Here is a 16,824-nt window from a genome sequence, read left to right as displayed (position 1 = left end):
CTTACTAACCTTGAAAAGTACTTTTCCCCTATAAGTGTATTATAAATCATCTTATTTTTATAATCTAAAACTAATCTTGTAACTTCGACTAATAAATAAAAAAAAACGTCTTTTTTTATGATGGGGAAATTTTTTCTTTATTATAATTGCGTTATGGAAACTTATTGATACGCATGAATACAAAATGTCACGAATTTCTTAAGGTTATAACATTAAATTTGGTAATATGATTTTATCAAAATGAAAATGTAAGCTAAAATATAGTTAAACTGGAAATACAATTTTTTAGTCGTTGATAGACGATAATCTAGTTTCTATATCGCTTAAATTTTACATTTTATGTGATGATCGTCACAACGGAAATGAAATAATGAAACTGATTTAATCTAGTTATATCATCTGGTTATCTAAATTTTTATTTTAACTTCATTGTTGGATTATCTTAAATTGACTTGTTTAATTCGGGGTTTATTATTTTAAGTCAATTTATAAATTTATGGTTGGTGATAATTTACGCACCGGTTAATAATATTCATTTTAATATTTAGTAGAGGTTATTATGGGCAAGGAAAGCATTGCTAAAATGCTAGGGATAAAAATCCGAAAACAACGAGAAAACCATAAAATATCGATAGAAAGAATGGCCAGCTTAATCGGTGTAACAGAAGAAGAAATGAATCGATTCGAGACTGGAGAAAGTTGTATTGATGTTGATTCATTATTTCAATTTGCTTATCTTTTCAATGTTGACCCTACGTCTTTTTTATATGGCGTTGTTAATATAAATGGTGGTACATATAGCTCATTACATTGATTATAAGTGAATTAAGTGTGTTACAAACATCATTGTATTATTCACCTGTAAAATAATATTGCATGTTACTATTAGAATTATCTTTATATTTTCAGTAATCAAATATATCCATAGGTATTCAGCTGTTTTATGACTTTATCAGTTAGTTTATTAGCGCGACTCCATTGATTAATCTTAGCTAACTTTGTGTTGCTAGCGAGTTTTAAAATAAATTGGTCGAGTTGCTCTACAATAAAATTATTTTGATTAATCTCTTGATTTTTCTCATTAAAAGAGATTTTTTTCGCTACTTCATATCGGTTATTGCATTGTTTTAAAGACAATTTGTCTGAGATCTTTCCTGTATTGAAAAAGATTTCAAATGAAATCAATAACCCGCCATCTTGGCGAAAATTGATCATCAACACATCGCCATCAGCTCTTTTCATAAAAGGATGTGAGTATTGAATTGCCGGGTTTGAAAGTAGAACATCAGGCATTAAAGATAACAATAATTCTATATTTTTTGTGATAGTGTTTCGTAATATATTGAATGGTAATTGATTTTCAGTCTCACATATTCTATGTGTTGTGAGACGTAATAACCCTGTTTCTAAGCCATGTTTAGACATTAAAGCGGTTTTTATTTGACTGAACTGGTTATCAAAGCTAAAAGGTTGGTTATAACCAATGAATACACCATGCCGCGCCGCTTCCTCTAGCACTTCCTTTAGTTTGATTTCATTATAGTTGGGGATGTCATTTAATAGGATATCTTTTCCTGCAATTACAGCAGTATGAATCGCAAATTTGAGTAACTCATCACTGCAAGTGGATGTCATGATGATGCAATCGACATCATCATGGTTGATCAACTCTTCTATCTTTTTCTTTTGGCACATAAAGTCAGTCATAGAAGGGAGTGATGGGGACAACTGGCAAATTGACTTTAGCTCACTATGATGAGCGCAACATTTTATCGCATCGATATAAAGTTGGTTATAAGGTGTTGTACCGATTAAGCCTATACCAGAGCGATTAAGGGACGTGACAGAATGTTGTTCCTCAAGTAAGCGAAGATGCCCGAGTAAATAAAGAAAGTGTGTATTTAACATGCTTAGCCCTTATTATGGTTTTATCTGACACGAGAAATAATCCCAACATAGCAGGACGAAATAATAATTTCATTTGATTGTATTTTTGGAATTTGTATTTTCTGATGAGATTCACAAATCCAAGAAAAAGATGAAACTTAATTAACATTCAATAAATACGTTTATGTTAATGAGGGAGAGGATTGGAAGAGGCTCTGAATTAATGGAGGTGTTTAATTACAGAGCCGTATAACTTAGACTAAGCTGCTACCCTGACGATAGGCTAATGCAACGGTTAGTGATTGTGCTAAACATAAGGTGGCTGACTGAGAACGAAATGCATCTACTTGGGCTTCTTTGATCACAAAACAAACATCACTAAAACTTGCCAACGGGCTGATTTGGCTGTCAGTAATCACGATTTGTTGTGCACCTGCTTGGGCCGCTTTTTCGCTGACCATGACAGTTTCTGAGGCGTAAGGTGTGAAACTGATTGAAATAACGACGTCATTTTCGCTGATCCTGCTGATCTGCTCTTTGAACATCCCGCCAAGTCCATCAATGAGTACGGGGCGACATTCTAAATGGCTAAGAGCGTAACTTAAATAGGTTGCAACGCTGAATGAACGACGTAAACCGATAATGTAGATATTTTGTGCATTCGCTAATAACGATACGGCTTTTTCGATATCTTCAGCAGGCGTTCTCGCAGCCATTTGCTGTAAAGCTTGGGCATTAGAATGCGCAAATTCTTTCAAAATCTGTGATGGGTCATCGCCCAGCTCTTGGGAACCGTCCATTTCACGAAACATACGTGCTCTATCTGTGTAGCTGGCGGTTTCTTCAACAAGGTTCATGCGAAACAATTGTTTCATTTCATTAAACCCACTGAAATTAAACGCATTTGCAAAACGGATCAGCGTCGAAGGCGGAACATTAGCTTCTTTCGCAATGACGGCGACAGTATCAAATGCGACGCTATTTGTATTGTCCAATACGTAGCGCGCCACTTGCTGTAGCCGTTTACTTAATTCGTCATATCGCGAGCGAACTTGCTCTTGAAACTCATTCAAATTTGATGCACTTGACATATAACCTCCAGAATTTGGCTCTAATTGTAGTTGTTTTACAGCGTTAGTCGAATCTTTTTGAAACACTTAGTTCAACTTTAAAAATTTTCTTTTTTTAGGATCGTGAAATAATTTGAATTTGGGATAATAAATTGAACAGCTTACATGGATTTGTTCTCTTGTTTTCCTGATTGAAAGTAAGCGCTATTTTGCTCAATACAACGGTTAGATGGCCAATAACTACGTGCTGCTCTTGAGTTTAAGATTGATACCTTTTAGTTGATATTAAAAATTTCACAAAAACTTTGTCTAGATCACATAAACTGAATGTTATTTCAATTTTAGTTGTAAATGAAACAAATATTTCATATACATTGAGTAACTAGGTAACTCTGTCAGCTAAAGAGAGGCAACATGGAACAGATTCATAATTTCATTGGTGGTGAAATAGTATCCAGCAAAAGTGGGCGCTTTGCACCGGTATTCAACCCGGCAACGGGTGAGCAAATTGCACAGGTGGCACTGAGTAGCGCGGATGAAACAAAAAAAGCCATCGAGATTGCGCATAAAGCATTTCCTAAGTGGTCAAAACTTTCCCCGTTAAAACGTTCTCGGATTTTATTTAAATTTAAAGCGTTGCTTGAAGAGAATATGGATGAACTGGCACGTTTAATTTCAAGAGAACACGGTAAAGTTTTTTCTGATGCGGTCGGAGAATTAACCCGAGGATTGGAAGTCGTTGAATTTGCATGCGGTATTCCTCATTTACAAAAAGGTGAACACTCTGCGAATGTTGCGACAGGGGTTGATAGCCACTCATTAATGCAACCTCTGGGGGTATGTGCGGGAATTACACCATTTAATTTCCCCGCTATGGTCCCTATGTGGATGTTCCCAGTGGCTATTGCGACAGGCAATACCTTTGTTTTAAAACCTTCAGAAAAAGACCCTTCTTTAGCGTTAGCGCTAGCTAAGCTATTAAAAGAAGCGGGTTTGCCTGATGGGGTATTTAATGTTGTCCAAGGGGACAAAGAATCCGTTGATGTGCTCTTAACTGCACCAGAAGTTCAAGCTGTTAGTTTTGTTGGCTCAACGCCGATTGCTGAATATATTTACACGACGGCATCCGCTCATGGTAAACGTTGCCAAGCACTCGGTGGAGCGAAAAACCATTGTATCTTAATGCCTGATGCGGATATGGGGCAGGCAGCGAATGCTATCATGGGGGCGGCATTTGGTGCGGCAGGTGAACGTTGTATGGCATTATCCGTCGTCTTAGCTGTCGGTGATGAAACGGCAGATGCGCTCATTGCTAACCTGAAAGGTCAAATTGCTAAAATGTCCGTTGGCCCGGGTATTACGGAAGGCAAAGAAAATGATATGGGGCCGGTTATTTCATCGCAGCATAAAGCTAAAATTTGTGACTATATTACTAGCGGTGAAAAGCAAGGCGCGACATTATTGGTCGATGGTCGCGATTTTAAAGTGACAGGCTTCGAAAATGGGTATTTTGTAGGGCCAACATTATTTGATAATGTCACCCCTGAAATGGACATTTATAAAGAAGAAATTTTTGGGCCTGTATTAGCGGTGGTACGTGTCCCTGACTTCGGAACCGGTTTGAAACTGATTAACCAACACGAATATGGTAATGGAACGGCTATTTTCACTCGTGATGGCGAAACGGCTCGTGAATTCCAAGAAAATGTCCAAGCAGGAATGGTCGGGATCAACATACCCATCCCAGTCCCAATGGCATTCCACAGCTTTGGTGGGTGGAAACGGTCTATTTTTGGCCCATTAAATGTACATGGAAATGACGGTGTTCGCTTCTATACTCGCATGAAAACAGTCACGAGCCGTTGGCCTGCCAGTGTTCGCTTAGAGCACCATGAAAGTAGTTTCACAATGCCAACCATGGAATAAACGGAGACCCGTATGAATAAGCAGAAAATGACAACAGCTCAAGCGTTGGTTAAATTTCTAAACCAACAATATATTGATGTTGATGGTGAGCAGTATCCGTTTATTCAGGGAGTATTTACGATTTTTGGCCATGGTAATGTTGTGGGTTTAGGTCAGGCGCTTGAAGAAGCGCCTGGTCATCTACGCGTTTATCAAGGGTGTAATGAGCAAGGCATGGCGCATATTGCGACAGGCTTTGCAAAGCAAAAAAAACGTAAACAAATTTTTGCGGTTACATCCTCTGTTGGCCCAGGTGCCGCGAATATGATCACCGCTGCGGCCACGGCGACAGCCAATCGTATCCCATTATTATTGCTACCAGGAGACACTTTTGCGACTCGCCAGCCCGATCCTGTATTGCAGCAAGTTGAACAGTATGGGGATGGAACAATAAGCACAAATGATTGTTTTCGTCCGGTTTCACGTTATTGGGATCGGATCTCGCGGCCGGAGCAACTGATGGCCGCGATGGTCAATGCTATGCGAGTACTCACTGACCCAGCAGATGCAGGGGCTGTAACAGTCTGTTTACCGCAAGATGTGCAAGGTGAAGCATGGGATTACCCTGACTACTTTTTTGAAAAACGAGTCCATCGTATTGAGCGTCGACCGCCAACCACGATAAGCATCGAAGAAGCGGTGAGTCTGATCCGCAGTAAGAAAAAACCCCTTCTGGTCTGTGGTGGTGGGGTGCGTTATTCCGAAGCGCATGATGCCTTTTTGCAATTTGCGGAAGATTACGGCATTCCATTTGGCGAAACTCAAGCAGGCAAAAGTGCCATCATTGCCAGCCACCCATTAAATATGGGGGGAATTGGGACGACAGGTGGGCTAGCTGCAAACTTGTTGGCTAAAGAAGCGGACCTAGTCATTGGTGTTGGCACCCGTTTTACTGACTTTACGACCGCATCTAAGTCGTTGTTTAGCCATCCAAATGTTAAATTCTTAAATATCAATGTTGCAGAGTTTGATGCTAGTAAGTTGGATGCATTGAAAGTGGTTGCTGATGCGAAGGAAGCTTTGCAAGCGATTGATATAAAAATGAAAGACTCCCATTACCAAACTCAGTGGGGGATGGAAATCCAACAGGCTAAGCAACAATGGAAAAATGAACTGGATCGTTTGTTTAGTATTCAGTACCGACCATTGGATTTTGTACCTGAAATTGCAGGTCAGCTTGATGATAAACTTGACGAATATAGTAAAACATTAGGTACGGAACTGGCTCAAACTCGGGTATTGGGTTTAATGCAGCAATACATGGAAGATGATGCAATTATTGTAGGAGCCGCAGGTTCACTACCGGGGGATCTACAGCGTATTTGGTTACCAAAACAACGAGATACATACCATCTTGAATATGGTTATTCATGCATGGGGTACGAAATTGCCGCCGCAGTTGGGGCTAAAATCGCTGCGCCGAAACAACCTGTTTATGCGATGGTCGGAGACGGCTCTTACTTGATGCTACACAGTGAATTACAAACTGCGATTCAGGAAAATATTAAGATCACCATCTTATTGTTTGATAATGCAGGATTTGGTTGTATTAATAACCTGCAAATGAGTCAAGGTATGGGGAGTTTCGGCACAGAAAACCGCTATAGAAACCCACAGACAGGCTTAATGGATGGGCCGTTAGTGAAGGTGGATTTTGCTAAAAATGCGGAAAGCTACGGTTGTAAAAGTTATCGGGTACATGATGAGAAACAATTGATTGCAGCACTGGAAGATGCTAAGTCCCATTCAGGCTGTGTATTGATTGATATTAAAGTACTTCCTAAAACAATGACCGATGGTTATGAGGCATGGTGGCGGACAGGAACAGCACAAGTTTCTAAAAAGCCACAGATAGTTGCTTCCGCTGAGAAAATTAAAGAGATGGTTGAGCATAAAGTTCGTCTTTATTAATCAAGGTATTGCGGTAGTGCTCTATATTATCGAAATAACTCGACGGTGTTTTGCCGTCGAGGGATATTTTTCGTGTCAGATGTTACTCGTAGGGTTGTTACTGGAAATTTAGTAGGGATTGTTTTGGTATTCATTTACAGAGTGGTTACCACTTGTCGTTCTACATAGCCATGTTTTAAGTTGTATGGGAGACGGCTAGCCCGCATCTGCTGCTGGCATACAGATCGAATTATTTGGATTATTAACCCAGCTTTAGCTGGGTTTTTTTATGGTTTTTATGGTTTAAAAACAATGTTATTGAAATAATTGTTTTATTTATTAAAGCATGAAGAAATAAAAAAGAGTCACTGGAAAACTAATGTGCCATGGAGCACAGACTTTATTGTTAAATAGTGGCCGCTTGCATTGTCAATTTGTGATCTAAATAACACTAAAAATACACTTTAATATAACATTTGTTAGCTAGAGCCCAAAAATATAATTTCCAAAAGATTATAAATTGAAATGAACGTTTTATTTGGTATATTCCGTAATATCCAAATAGTGGATTTAAGGTATCAAGGAGCATTTGAATGTTCAATATAGCACTATTCGGCGCAGGACGTATCGGACAGGTTCATGCTGTTAATATTGCCGGCCATAAAGAAACTCAACTTTATTCTGTCATCGATCCTTATCAACCCAATGCGGTTGCCTTGGCTGAAAAGTACCAAGCAAAAGTACAGACAACAGAAGAAGCGATGCAAGACCCTAATGTACAGGGTGTTTTAATTGCTTCAGCCACAGATACACACGCTGATTTAATCGAACTCGCAGCAAAACATAAAAAAGTGATTTTTTGCGAAAAACCAGTTCACCTTGATCTTGAACGTGTGAAGCAGTGTTTAAAAAGCGTGAAAGAACATAATGTTCCATTGTTTATTGGTTTTAACCGTCGTTATGATCCTCAATTTCGCCACTTGAAAAACTTATTCCAACAAGGTGCGATTGGTAAAGCAGAATCTTTAATTATCACGTCTCGTGATCCGTCACCACCACCGGCAGATTATGTCAAAGTATCGGGTGGTATGTTCAGAGATATGACGATTCATGATTTTGATATGGCGCGTTTTATGATTGGCGAAGAGCCTTGCTCTGTCTACGCACAAGGCAGCAATGTTGTTGACCCTGCTATCGGGCAAGCAGGTGATATTGATACCGCGTTTATTATCTTAACATTCCCATCTGGTGCGATGGCGACCATCTCGAACAGCCGTCGTTCGGGTTATGGCTATGATCAACGGATTGAATTACATGGTGAAAAAGGCTTATTAACGGCTGGTAATATTAAAGAGAATAGTGTTGCGTTGTTAAGTGAAGTTGGATGCTTATCCGCCAAGCCAGAGTATTTCTTCTTGCAACGTTACCATGAAGCATACAAAGCAGAGTGGCAGCATTTTGTTGATATCTTAGCAGGCCGTGCAGAGTCTGAAACGACAGGTACTGATGGCGAACTGGCTCTGTATCTCGCAGACAAAGCGCTGGAATCATTAAAAACAGGTAAAGAAGTCAAATTGTAATTCATACGGTGAATGCTATTTAGCTTGTTTATAAAATTGCGGTTAAGAATCTATTTTTGGCCGCAATACAAAATATATTCATTTATAAATGAATATATAAAATATAGACCTTACATTTTATTTAATACTCTTTGGGCTTTCAATATTCCGAGATTAATTGGAGCTTTTTACAATCTTACTTTCTTTAATTTAACTGATGTATTTGTCGTTTTATATTTGCGAAAACGATTTTCAATAAATTGATAGATCAGGCCTAAAGCTAGCAAAGTAGCGATTCAAATAGAGTGCCAGAAACCTCTTTCATTATTTAATATTGAGCATTTATTTAAATATTTAAAAATTGTTTCTTGGTAAGACATAATGATTCAAATAATAAGGTAATAATATGTCATTAATCATGAATCTCAATCAACAACAGAGAAAAAGGTTGCATCAAATAACCTTAGTTGCAACCTTTGGTGGATTATTATTTGGTTATGATACAGGCGTCATTAATGGTGCGTTCTCATCACTGAAAGAAAACATGGGCTTAACACCAACCACGGAGGGGCTGGTAATGAGTGTCCTGCTCGTGGGGGCAGCATTAGGCAGTGTTTGTGGTGGTCGTATCGCTGACTTTATTGGGCGCCGTACTTATTTGCTTTATCTCTCATTTCTGTTTTTATTTGGGGCATTTTTATCTGCGGCTGCACCAAATATTGAAGTTCTTCTTATTGCACGGTTTATATTGGGCTTTGCTGTTGGTGGGGCCTCGGTGACGGCACCGACATTTATTTCTGAAGTTGCCCCAACTGAAATGCGGGGAAAACTCACTGGACTAAATGAAGTTGCTATTGTTATCGGACAGCTAGCGGCATTTGCGATTAATGCGATTATTGGTTCTATTTGGGGTCACCTTCCTGATGTCTGGCGTTATATGCTATTGGTACAAGCAGTCCCCGCATTTTGCCTGCTATTTGGTATGTGGAAAGCACCTGAAAGCCCACGTTGGTTAATGAGTAAAAACCGTCGTGAAGAAGCCTTGAAAATACTGAAGCAAATTCGTCCTGAAAAACGTGCAATTCAAGAATATGAAGATATCGTGACGTTATTAGATGTTGAAGCTGCGGAAGCTAAACGTCATCCGAATGCCAATAAACAAAATTTAGCGTTAATTTTTAACACGCCTTGGATTTTTAAATTGGTATTAATTGGGATGGTGTGGGCGGCATTACAGCAAACGACTGGGGTTAACGTTATTATGTATTATGGCACAGAAATTCTCAAAACAGCGGGTTTTTCTGAGCAAACCTCTTTAGTTTTCAACGTATTAAATGGTGTTTTTTCTGTCGGTGGTATGGTGATAGGGGTGTTATTCCTTGTCGACAGATTTAAGCGTAAAACACTGATAGTTGGTGGTTTTGCACTAATGGCATCGTTACATTTATTAATTGCAGCAGCAGACTACTTCTTAACCGGGGATATTAAAGCCACATTAATTTGGTTACTTGGCGCGGTATTTGTAGGGGTTATGCAAGGAACGATGGGCTTTTTAACTTGGGTGGTACTTGCAGAGCTATTTCCACTTAAAATCCGTGGGTTATCCATGGGGATCTCGGTCTTCTTTATGTGGATTATGAATGCGATTGTGAGTTATTTATTCCCTGTGTTACAAGCTGAACTTGGTTTAGGCCCAGTATTCTTAATATTTGCGGTAATAAACTACTTAGCTATCATTTTTGTTGTGAAGTTATTGCCAGAAACATCAAACAAATCATTAGAACAATTAGAAGAAGAACTCTCATCAATGTAATTATTAATTATTAATTATTGATGGTGTGAATATACCTAATTAACTTAATCGAGGGTTGGATATGATAGAACAACTGACCACAAGTAATTTGCATTTAGGTTGCCAAGCAAGAAATAAAGCTGAAGTATTAAAAATGGTGGGTACGGAATGTAAAAATAAAGGCTATGTTGATAGAGATTGTGTCCATTTCCTAACGGAAAGAGAACAACAAATATCAACGTTCTTGGGGAATGGCATCACATTGCCACATCTCCCTAAGTCAGCTAATGATATTATCTTGCATACTGGTGTTGAAATTTTTCAATTCCCTGATGGTGTTATATGGGATAGAACCAATGTGATGTTTATCGCAATCGGTGTGATTGCAAAATCAAGGGAACATATTGATGTCCTTAGGGAAATAGCGTTGATTTTCAGTGACGAATTTATTGCAAATGCATTGTCTCTGACCTCTAGTAAAGAAGAGTTTTTAAGTATTCTTCATCGTTAGTTTTGATTTTTAAGGGAGTATGGGATTTTTGTCAGATCCCATACTCAATAAATTTCATTTTTAGTTATTCTATTTCATTTTATTCCGCTTTATTACGCCTCTATTGTTTTCTACTCCTCTGAATTGAATGTTTATTTTCTTATAAATTAACTAATTACATCAAAAGTTAACGTTAGATCACATAATGAAATTAATATTTCCAATAATATTGAAAGTGAAATGAATGTTCCGTATAACATGATTATTGAAATAAAATCTGGAACGAATATTGGGCCAGCCATTGCACTATAGGAAATGAGCGAGAGGTAGAACAGATGAAAGAGATCCGTATCGGGATGATAGGTACTGGCTATATAGGGCGAGCTCATGCCATTGCTTATGCACAAGCACCAACCGTTTTTCCATTGCAGGGGAAATTGGTTCGCGAAATGATTGCAGAAATTACCCCTGAGCTAGCACAAACCCGAGCGCAGGAAATGGGTTTTAACCGTGCTACAGATGATTGGCGCAAATTAGTTGCAGATCCAAATATTGATGTAGTGGATATTTGTTCGCCTAATTTCCTGCACAAAGAAATGGCAATGGAAGCTATCAAGCATGGAAAACATGTTTATTGTGAGAAACCATTAGCACTTAATTCTGAAGATGCAAAGGAGATGGTTGAAGCGGCTAAAAAGGCCGGTGTCTTAACCTTAGTAGGGTTTAACTACATGAAAAACCCCACTTCGCAACTTGCGAAAGAAATCATTGCTAATGGTGAAATCGGCGAAGTTATCCATTTTTATGGAACTCATAATGAAGACTATATGGCTGACCCTAATGCGACAATTCACTGGCACTGTTTTAAAGCAAAAGCGGGGCTCGGTGCGCTGGGGGATTTGTCTGCACATATTATTAATATGGCGCAATTCCTCGTAGGAGACATTGAAACCGTCTGCGGTGATATGGATATCGTGATTAAACAGCGCCCAGAAAAAGCAGGGTCATCGGTGATGGTTCCTGTGGAAAACGAAGATCAGGCCCATGCGATGGTACGCTTTGCCGGTGGTGCGATGGGGGTTATCGAAACATCCCGTATTGCTGCAGGCCGTAAAATGGGGCTGACCTATGTGGTGACAGGTACCAAAGGAACGCTGTCTTTCACCCAAGAGAGAATGGCAGAGCTAAAGCTCTATCGCCATGATGAACCAAGCAACCGCCAAGGTTTCAAAACAATATTCGTGGGACCAGAGCACCCAGACTATGCACCATTCTGTAATGCTGCGGGTCATGGTATTGGTTTTAATGATCAAAAAACGGTCGAAATACGCGATTTAATTGATGGTGTTGCAACAGGCAAACCCATGTGGCCTGACTTTGAAGAAGGCTGGAAAGTCTCGCGTATTTTAGATGCCATTGAACGCTCATATGAAGAGCAGCGCTGGGTTAAAGTAAAAGAAATCAATTAATTCTGTTGTAGTTAAGGGGTAATTAATGGATAAGCAGAAGAAGTTAGATGTTATCTGTATGGGCCGTATTGCCGTTGACCTGTACGGACAACAGATAGGTTCTCGTTTAGAAGATATGAGCTCGTTTGCTAAATATTTAGGGGGCTCTTCAGGAAACGTTGCATTCGGCACTGCAATACAAGGGTTGAAATCATCGATGCTTGCCCGTGTGGGGGATGAACACATGGGGCGCTTTTTACGTGAGGAATTGCAGCGTGTAGGCTGTGATACCAGCCATCTTATTACGGACAAAGACAGATTAACTGCATTAGTTATCTTAGGGATTAAAGATCAGGATACTTTCCCATTAATTTTCTATCGTGATAACTGCGCGGATATGGCAATTACGCCTGACGACTTTACTGAAGAATATATTGCATCTGCGCGCTGTTTGGCAATTACAGGAACGCATTTATCGAACCCGAAAACGCGTGCGGCAGTATTGAAAGCACTGGAATATGCTAAACGTAATAACGTCAAAACAGCGATTGATATCGATTATCGTCCTGTCTTATGGGGGCTGACCTCACTGGGTGATGGTGAAACGCGCTTTATTGCTTCCGATAGCGTCACGCAACAACTGCAAGACGTGTTATCGATGTTCGATTTGATTGTCGGGACAGAAGAAGAGTTTCATATTGCTGGCGGGACAACGGATACGGTACAAGCACTCAAGAACATTCGCCAATTAACGGATGCGGAACTGGTGTGTAAACGCGGTTCTCTTGGCTGCTCCGTATTCAGCGGGGCGATCCCAGAAACGTTGGACGAAGGGATCACGGTTCATGGGGTGCGAGTTGAAGTTCTTAACGTATTAGGTGCTGGCGATGCATTTATGTCTGGTCTACTGCGTGGTTATTTAAACGGTGATGGTTGGGAAAAAGCCTGCGCCTACGCGAATGCTTGTGGGGCTTTAGTGGTTTCGCGCCATGGCTGTGCGCCTGCAATGCCAACAAAAATCGAGTTAGATAATTACCTTGAGCGTGCTGCGGCAGTACCGCGCCCAGATCTCGACCCAATGCTAAATCATCTACACCGTGTGACTTCACGGAGTACACAATGGAATGAACTTTGTGTTATGGCATTCGACCATCGTATTCAATTCGTTGATATGGCTCGTAATGCAGGTGTTGATATTTCCTGTATCCCTTATCTGAAAAAATTGATTTTCCGTGCCAGCAGTGAAGTGGCTGAAGAAGCGAATTTACAAGGTAAAGCTGGGCTACTTTGCGACAGTACCTTTGGTCAAGACGTATTGAATGATGTGACTGGACGTGGCTGGTGGATTGGCCGTCCAATTGAGCTACCTGCATCAAGACCATTGTGTTTAGAGCACGGAAACATTGGTTCTCAACTGATTAGCTGGCCAAAAGAGCATATTGTGAAATGTTTGGTCTTCTTCCATCCAGAAGACAACCACCCACTGCGCTTAGAGCAAGAAAAAACAGTTCAGGAAGTGTATAGCGCTTGTTGCCAATCAGGGCATGAATTACTACTCGAAGTGATATTGCCTGCGGATATGGAACGTAATGATGAGCTGTATTTACGCGCAATCAAACGCTTCTATAACTTAGGTATCAAACCAGATTGGTGGAAATTACCGCCACTGCAAGCGGAAAACTGGGATGCGGTTGATCAATTAATTCAAGAACGTGACCCATATTGCCGTGGTGTTGTGCTATTAGGGCTTGATGCACCGCAAGCAGAACTGCAAGCAGGTTTCAATGCAGCCGCTGGGAAATCAATCGTCAAAGGATTTGCCGTTGGTCGTACTTTATTTGGTAAGCCTTCGTTGGAGTGGATGAAAGGTGAAATCAATGACGATGAGCTGGTGCAGAAAATTAAAACCAATTACTTAAACCTGATAGCCCTATGGCGTCAGCGTAAATAATATTACTTTTACCTACACAGGAGCTTCATCATGGCAATCCAACTTGGTATTAATCCGTTGACATGGACGAATGATGATTTACCCACTTTAGGGGCAGAAACATCTCTAGAAACATGTTTAACTGAAGGCCGTCAAGCAGGTTTTGCTGGTTTTGAATTAGGTAATAAATTTCCACGTAAAGCGGAGATTCTAGGGCCGATTTTAAAACAGCATGACTTACAACTGGTTTCAGGCTGGTATTCGGGAGAACTATTATCTCGCAGTGTGGAAGAAGAAATTGAAGCGGTACAAGAACACTTAGCGTTACTGCGTGATTTAGGCGCTAAAGTGATGGTTTTCGCGGAAGTGACGCATTGCATTCATGGAGACCAAAACAAACCGGTTCATATGCGTCCATTGTTCCCTGCGGATCAATGGGAAGAATACGGTAAAAAGCTGACTGAATTTGCGAAATATACCTTATCTCAAGGGGTTAAAATCGCCTATCACCACCATATGGGAACTGTGATCGAGTCCGCTGAAGATGTTGATAACTTAATGAAGCACACGGGTGATGAAGTCGGTTTATTGCTAGATACTGGTCACTTGACCTTTGCTGGCGCAGATCCTGTTGAAGTGGCGAAACGCTGGGCAAAACGCATTAATCACGTGCACTGCAAAGATGTTCGTGCGGATGTCCTAAAAGATGTTAAAAACCGTAAAACCAGCTTCTTAGATGCCGTATTAGCGGGTGTATTCACTGTACCTGGTGATGGCTGCGTTAACTACCCTGAAGTGTTTAAGGTATTGAAAAATAGCCAATATGAAAATGGTTGGTTAGTGGTTGAAGCAGAGCAAGACCCTGCAATTGCGCATCCGCTGACGTATGCAACGCTAGGCTACAATAATTTGCATAAGTTAGCGAAAGAAGCGGGCTTGATCTAAATCGTCGTCATGTTTCAGTTTGTGGCGTTGTTGGCTTCGTTCACCGACCTTAGCCGCCTAGCCACAAACTGAATTATTTACTTGATGAAACGGTTATTGACTGAAAAGAATTACCTATCTAGAACCTAAAAAGTGTCAGAGGAAAGTTATGTCAAAATTATTGTCGAAATATCATGCTCCAGATGCACATAAGCGTACTCAGCATATCACTCCACAAATCGCTAACTGGGGTTATGTTCACTTTGATGTGTATGAACTAAAGCAAGGTGAGTCTATTTCCTTACCCGCTTCTGAAAATGAAATGTGCTTAGTTTTAGTGGCAGGTAAAGCGACGATTAAAACACCTGCTCAAACGTTTGAAAATATTGGCGACCGTATGGATCCTTTCGAACGTAAAAAACCTTACGCAGTGTATGTGACAGCCCAAGAATTTGCTGAGGTCACCGCCGATACTGACCTTGAACTGGCGGTTTGCAGCGCCAAAGGAAAGGGCACTTATCCAACCCGTTTAATCGGGCCGGATGATATTGGTGCAGAGCAACGTGGCCACGGTTACAACAAGCGCTATGTACATAACATTCTGCCGGATGATAAAGCGGCAGATAGCTTGTTGGTTGTGGAAGTCTTTACCGATGAGGGCTGCACCAGCTCTTATCCAAGCCACAAACATGACACTGATAATGAACCCAATGAAACTTATCTAGAAGAGACTTATTATCACCGGTTAAATCCATCTCAAGGTTTTTGTATGCAGCGTGTTTACACTGACGACCGCGAGTTAGATGAGTGTATGGCGGTGTACAACAAAGATGTTGTTATGGTGCCAAAAGGGTACCACCCAATGGCGACAGTGGCTGGCTATGATAACTATTACCTTAATGTGATGGCCGGACCAACACGTAAATGGTTATTTACGTGGGAAAAAGACCATAACTGGGTAAATAGTGAGACCTATGCCGCTAAGCATCGTGAAAAGTAAGTCAGTTGCGAAGAAAGCCAGCGATAAGTGAATAAAATAAGTTAAACACCAAATCTGTTATCTATTTTGCCGGTAAATATTTACCGGCTTTTTTCGGTCAAAATTTAGTATGCTGCGGTAAATTGTTGGCGAATAAACTGAGAATTATTCACTTCATCAAGAATAGCCACCGCAAAGTCTTCAACTGAGATTTTAGCGGGAGTATGACCATTCATTAATAACTGGTTTCCACCAAGACGGAAGGTTTCTGTTCTTTCCCCTTCTTCAAGCATTGCCGCAGGGGAGGCGTAGGTCCAATCCAGTGAATCGATGGATTGTAACTGGTTTTTAAACTCCCGCATTGCTTGGGCTCCAGGTTTAATTTCAGCGGGGAATTCAGGGGAGTCAATGAGATCAACGTTGGGGGCGATTTTAAGGCTACCTGCACCACCTATGACGATAAACCGTTTTACCTTCGACTTTTGTACCGCGTGCAAAATGGCTTGGTTACCAGCCACGGTATCTTGATACAAATTCGGATTTTGCCAGCCGCCATTAAACGCGCTGATGACGACATCCTGTCCTTTAAGCCGAGAAGTTAACCATGGAATATCGGTAATATCACCTACAGCAGTGATTAAGTGAGCATGTTGAGATAATTGATTGCTATGGCGGGAAATCGCCGTCACTTGGTGGTGCCGAAGTAACGCTTCAGCGACTAATGCTTTGCCGACAAAACCTGTTGCGCCAATAATTGATATTTTCATCTTCAGTTCCCCTTTGCTCGAATATTGCACTCAAGAATAATGATACTGATAGGGCTAGGTTTTAGGACGTATGCTTTCTCCAATTTATTCTTTTTTGAGTATAGAACAGACGTTCTGATTGGG

13 protein-coding genes are annotated in these 16,824 nt (G+C 40.5%); 10 read left to right on the top strand and 3 right to left on the bottom strand.

Annotation, left to right across the window (positions count from 1 at the left end; all coding sequences use genetic code 11):
- Positions 1-559 precede the first annotated feature (559 nt).
- On the top strand, positions 560-814 hold the full coding sequence (locus M0M83_RS14610) for a helix-turn-helix domain-containing protein (protein ID WP_125891463.1): 255 nt from the start codon (positions 560-562) through the stop codon (positions 812-814).
- 98 nt (positions 815-912) lie between these two features.
- Here M0M83_RS14610 and M0M83_RS14605 read toward each other — a convergent pair whose 3' ends face one another.
- Together M0M83_RS14605 and M0M83_RS14600 are read right to left on the bottom strand one after the other, a co-directional pair.
- Positions 913-1,908: a hypothetical protein gene (locus M0M83_RS14605; protein ID WP_227528914.1), complete on the bottom strand. Its 996-nt coding sequence runs from the start codon at positions 1,906-1,908 to the stop codon at positions 913-915.
- Between the two features lie 233 nt (positions 1,909-2,141).
- On the bottom strand, positions 2,142-2,978 hold the full coding sequence (locus M0M83_RS14600) for a MurR/RpiR family transcriptional regulator (RefSeq protein ID WP_125891462.1): 837 nt from the start codon (positions 2,976-2,978) through the stop codon (positions 2,142-2,144).
- A 393-nt stretch (positions 2,979-3,371) separates the two neighbouring features.
- Between M0M83_RS14600 and M0M83_RS14595 the strand changes: the two genes are divergently transcribed.
- From M0M83_RS14595 to iolB, 9 genes are all read left to right on the top strand, one after another.
- Complete coding sequence (locus M0M83_RS14595; RefSeq protein WP_125891461.1) at positions 3,372-4,883, top strand: CoA-acylating methylmalonate-semialdehyde dehydrogenase; 1,512 nt, start codon at positions 3,372-3,374, stop codon at positions 4,881-4,883.
- A 12-nt stretch (positions 4,884-4,895) separates the two neighbouring features.
- Positions 4,896-6,833, top strand: a complete 1,938-nt coding sequence (gene iolD, locus M0M83_RS14590; RefSeq protein ID WP_248466812.1) for a 3D-(3,5/4)-trihydroxycyclohexane-1,2-dione acylhydrolase (decyclizing) — start codon at positions 4,896-4,898, stop codon at positions 6,831-6,833.
- Positions 6,834-7,405: 572 nt separating this feature from the next.
- The gene (gene iolG, locus M0M83_RS14585) at positions 7,406-8,392 is read left to right on the top strand and encodes an inositol 2-dehydrogenase (protein WP_125891459.1); all 987 of its coding nucleotides are present in this window, start codon (positions 7,406-7,408) and stop codon (positions 8,390-8,392) included.
- Positions 8,393-8,777: 385 nt separating this feature from the next.
- Entirely contained in the window at positions 8,778-10,184 is a 1,407-nt protein-coding gene (locus M0M83_RS14580; protein ID WP_125891458.1) for a sugar porter family MFS transporter, read from the top strand.
- A gap of 61 nt (positions 10,185-10,245) precedes the next feature.
- Complete coding sequence (locus M0M83_RS14575; RefSeq protein WP_213914172.1) at positions 10,246-10,674, top strand: PTS sugar transporter subunit IIA; 429 nt, start codon at positions 10,246-10,248, stop codon at positions 10,672-10,674.
- A 314-nt stretch (positions 10,675-10,988) separates the two neighbouring features.
- The gene (locus M0M83_RS14570) at positions 10,989-12,122 is read left to right on the top strand and encodes a Gfo/Idh/MocA family protein (RefSeq protein WP_248466811.1); all 1,134 of its coding nucleotides are present in this window, start codon (positions 10,989-10,991) and stop codon (positions 12,120-12,122) included.
- A 25-nt stretch (positions 12,123-12,147) separates the two neighbouring features.
- Complete coding sequence (locus M0M83_RS14565; protein WP_125891455.1) at positions 12,148-14,052, top strand: bifunctional 5-dehydro-2-deoxygluconokinase/5-dehydro-2-deoxyphosphogluconate aldolase; 1,905 nt, start codon at positions 12,148-12,150, stop codon at positions 14,050-14,052.
- 30 nt (positions 14,053-14,082) lie between these two features.
- Positions 14,083-14,976 (top strand): myo-inosose-2 dehydratase, encoded by an 894-nt coding sequence (iolE, locus tag M0M83_RS14560; protein ID WP_213914174.1) that lies wholly within the window; start codon positions 14,083-14,085, stop codon positions 14,974-14,976.
- 148 nt (positions 14,977-15,124) lie between these two features.
- On the top strand, positions 15,125-15,955 hold the full coding sequence (gene iolB, locus M0M83_RS14555) for a 5-deoxy-glucuronate isomerase (protein WP_125891453.1): 831 nt from the start codon (positions 15,125-15,127) through the stop codon (positions 15,953-15,955).
- A 104-nt stretch (positions 15,956-16,059) separates the two neighbouring features.
- Here the strand turns inward: iolB and M0M83_RS14550 are convergent, their stop codons facing one another.
- Entirely contained in the window at positions 16,060-16,701 is a 642-nt protein-coding gene (locus M0M83_RS14550) for an NAD(P)-dependent oxidoreductase (protein WP_248466810.1), read from the bottom strand.
- Positions 16,702-16,824 lie beyond the last annotated feature (123 nt).

Origin of the sequence: Providencia rettgeri (assembly GCF_023205015.1) — a bacterium.
In the GTDB taxonomy this organism is placed as follows: Bacteria; Pseudomonadota; Gammaproteobacteria; order Enterobacterales; family Enterobacteriaceae; genus Providencia; species Providencia rettgeri_E.
Note: the sequence above shows the minus strand (reverse complement) of the source record. Positions and strands in the feature narration are given on the sequence as shown.

Bases quoted from the DNA above. Each gene is read 5' to 3' on its own strand.
- M0M83_RS14610 (WP_125891463.1), top strand. From the start codon at position 560: ATGGGCAAGGAAAGCATTGCTAAAATGCTAGGGATAAAAATCCGAAAA.
- M0M83_RS14605 (WP_227528914.1), bottom strand. From the start codon at position 1,908: ATGTTAAATACACACTTTCTTTATTTACTCGGGCATCTTCGCTTACTT.
- M0M83_RS14600 (WP_125891462.1), bottom strand. From the start codon at position 2,978: ATGTCAAGTGCATCAAATTTGAATGAGTTTCAAGAGCAAGTTCGCTCG.
- M0M83_RS14595 (WP_125891461.1), top strand. From the start codon at position 3,372: ATGGAACAGATTCATAATTTCATTGGTGGTGAAATAGTATCCAGCAAA.
- iolD (WP_248466812.1), top strand. From the start codon at position 4,896: ATGAATAAGCAGAAAATGACAACAGCTCAAGCGTTGGTTAAATTTCTA.
- iolG (WP_125891459.1), top strand. From the start codon at position 7,406: ATGTTCAATATAGCACTATTCGGCGCAGGACGTATCGGACAGGTTCAT.
- M0M83_RS14580 (WP_125891458.1), top strand. From the start codon at position 8,778: ATGTCATTAATCATGAATCTCAATCAACAACAGAGAAAAAGGTTGCAT.
- M0M83_RS14575 (WP_213914172.1), top strand. From the start codon at position 10,246: ATGATAGAACAACTGACCACAAGTAATTTGCATTTAGGTTGCCAAGCA.
- M0M83_RS14570 (WP_248466811.1), top strand. From the start codon at position 10,989: ATGAAAGAGATCCGTATCGGGATGATAGGTACTGGCTATATAGGGCGA.
- M0M83_RS14565 (WP_125891455.1), top strand. From the start codon at position 12,148: ATGGATAAGCAGAAGAAGTTAGATGTTATCTGTATGGGCCGTATTGCC.
- iolE (WP_213914174.1), top strand. From the start codon at position 14,083: ATGGCAATCCAACTTGGTATTAATCCGTTGACATGGACGAATGATGAT.
- iolB (WP_125891453.1), top strand. From the start codon at position 15,125: ATGTCAAAATTATTGTCGAAATATCATGCTCCAGATGCACATAAGCGT.
- M0M83_RS14550 (WP_248466810.1), bottom strand. From the start codon at position 16,701: ATGAAAATATCAATTATTGGCGCAACAGGTTTTGTCGGCAAAGCATTA.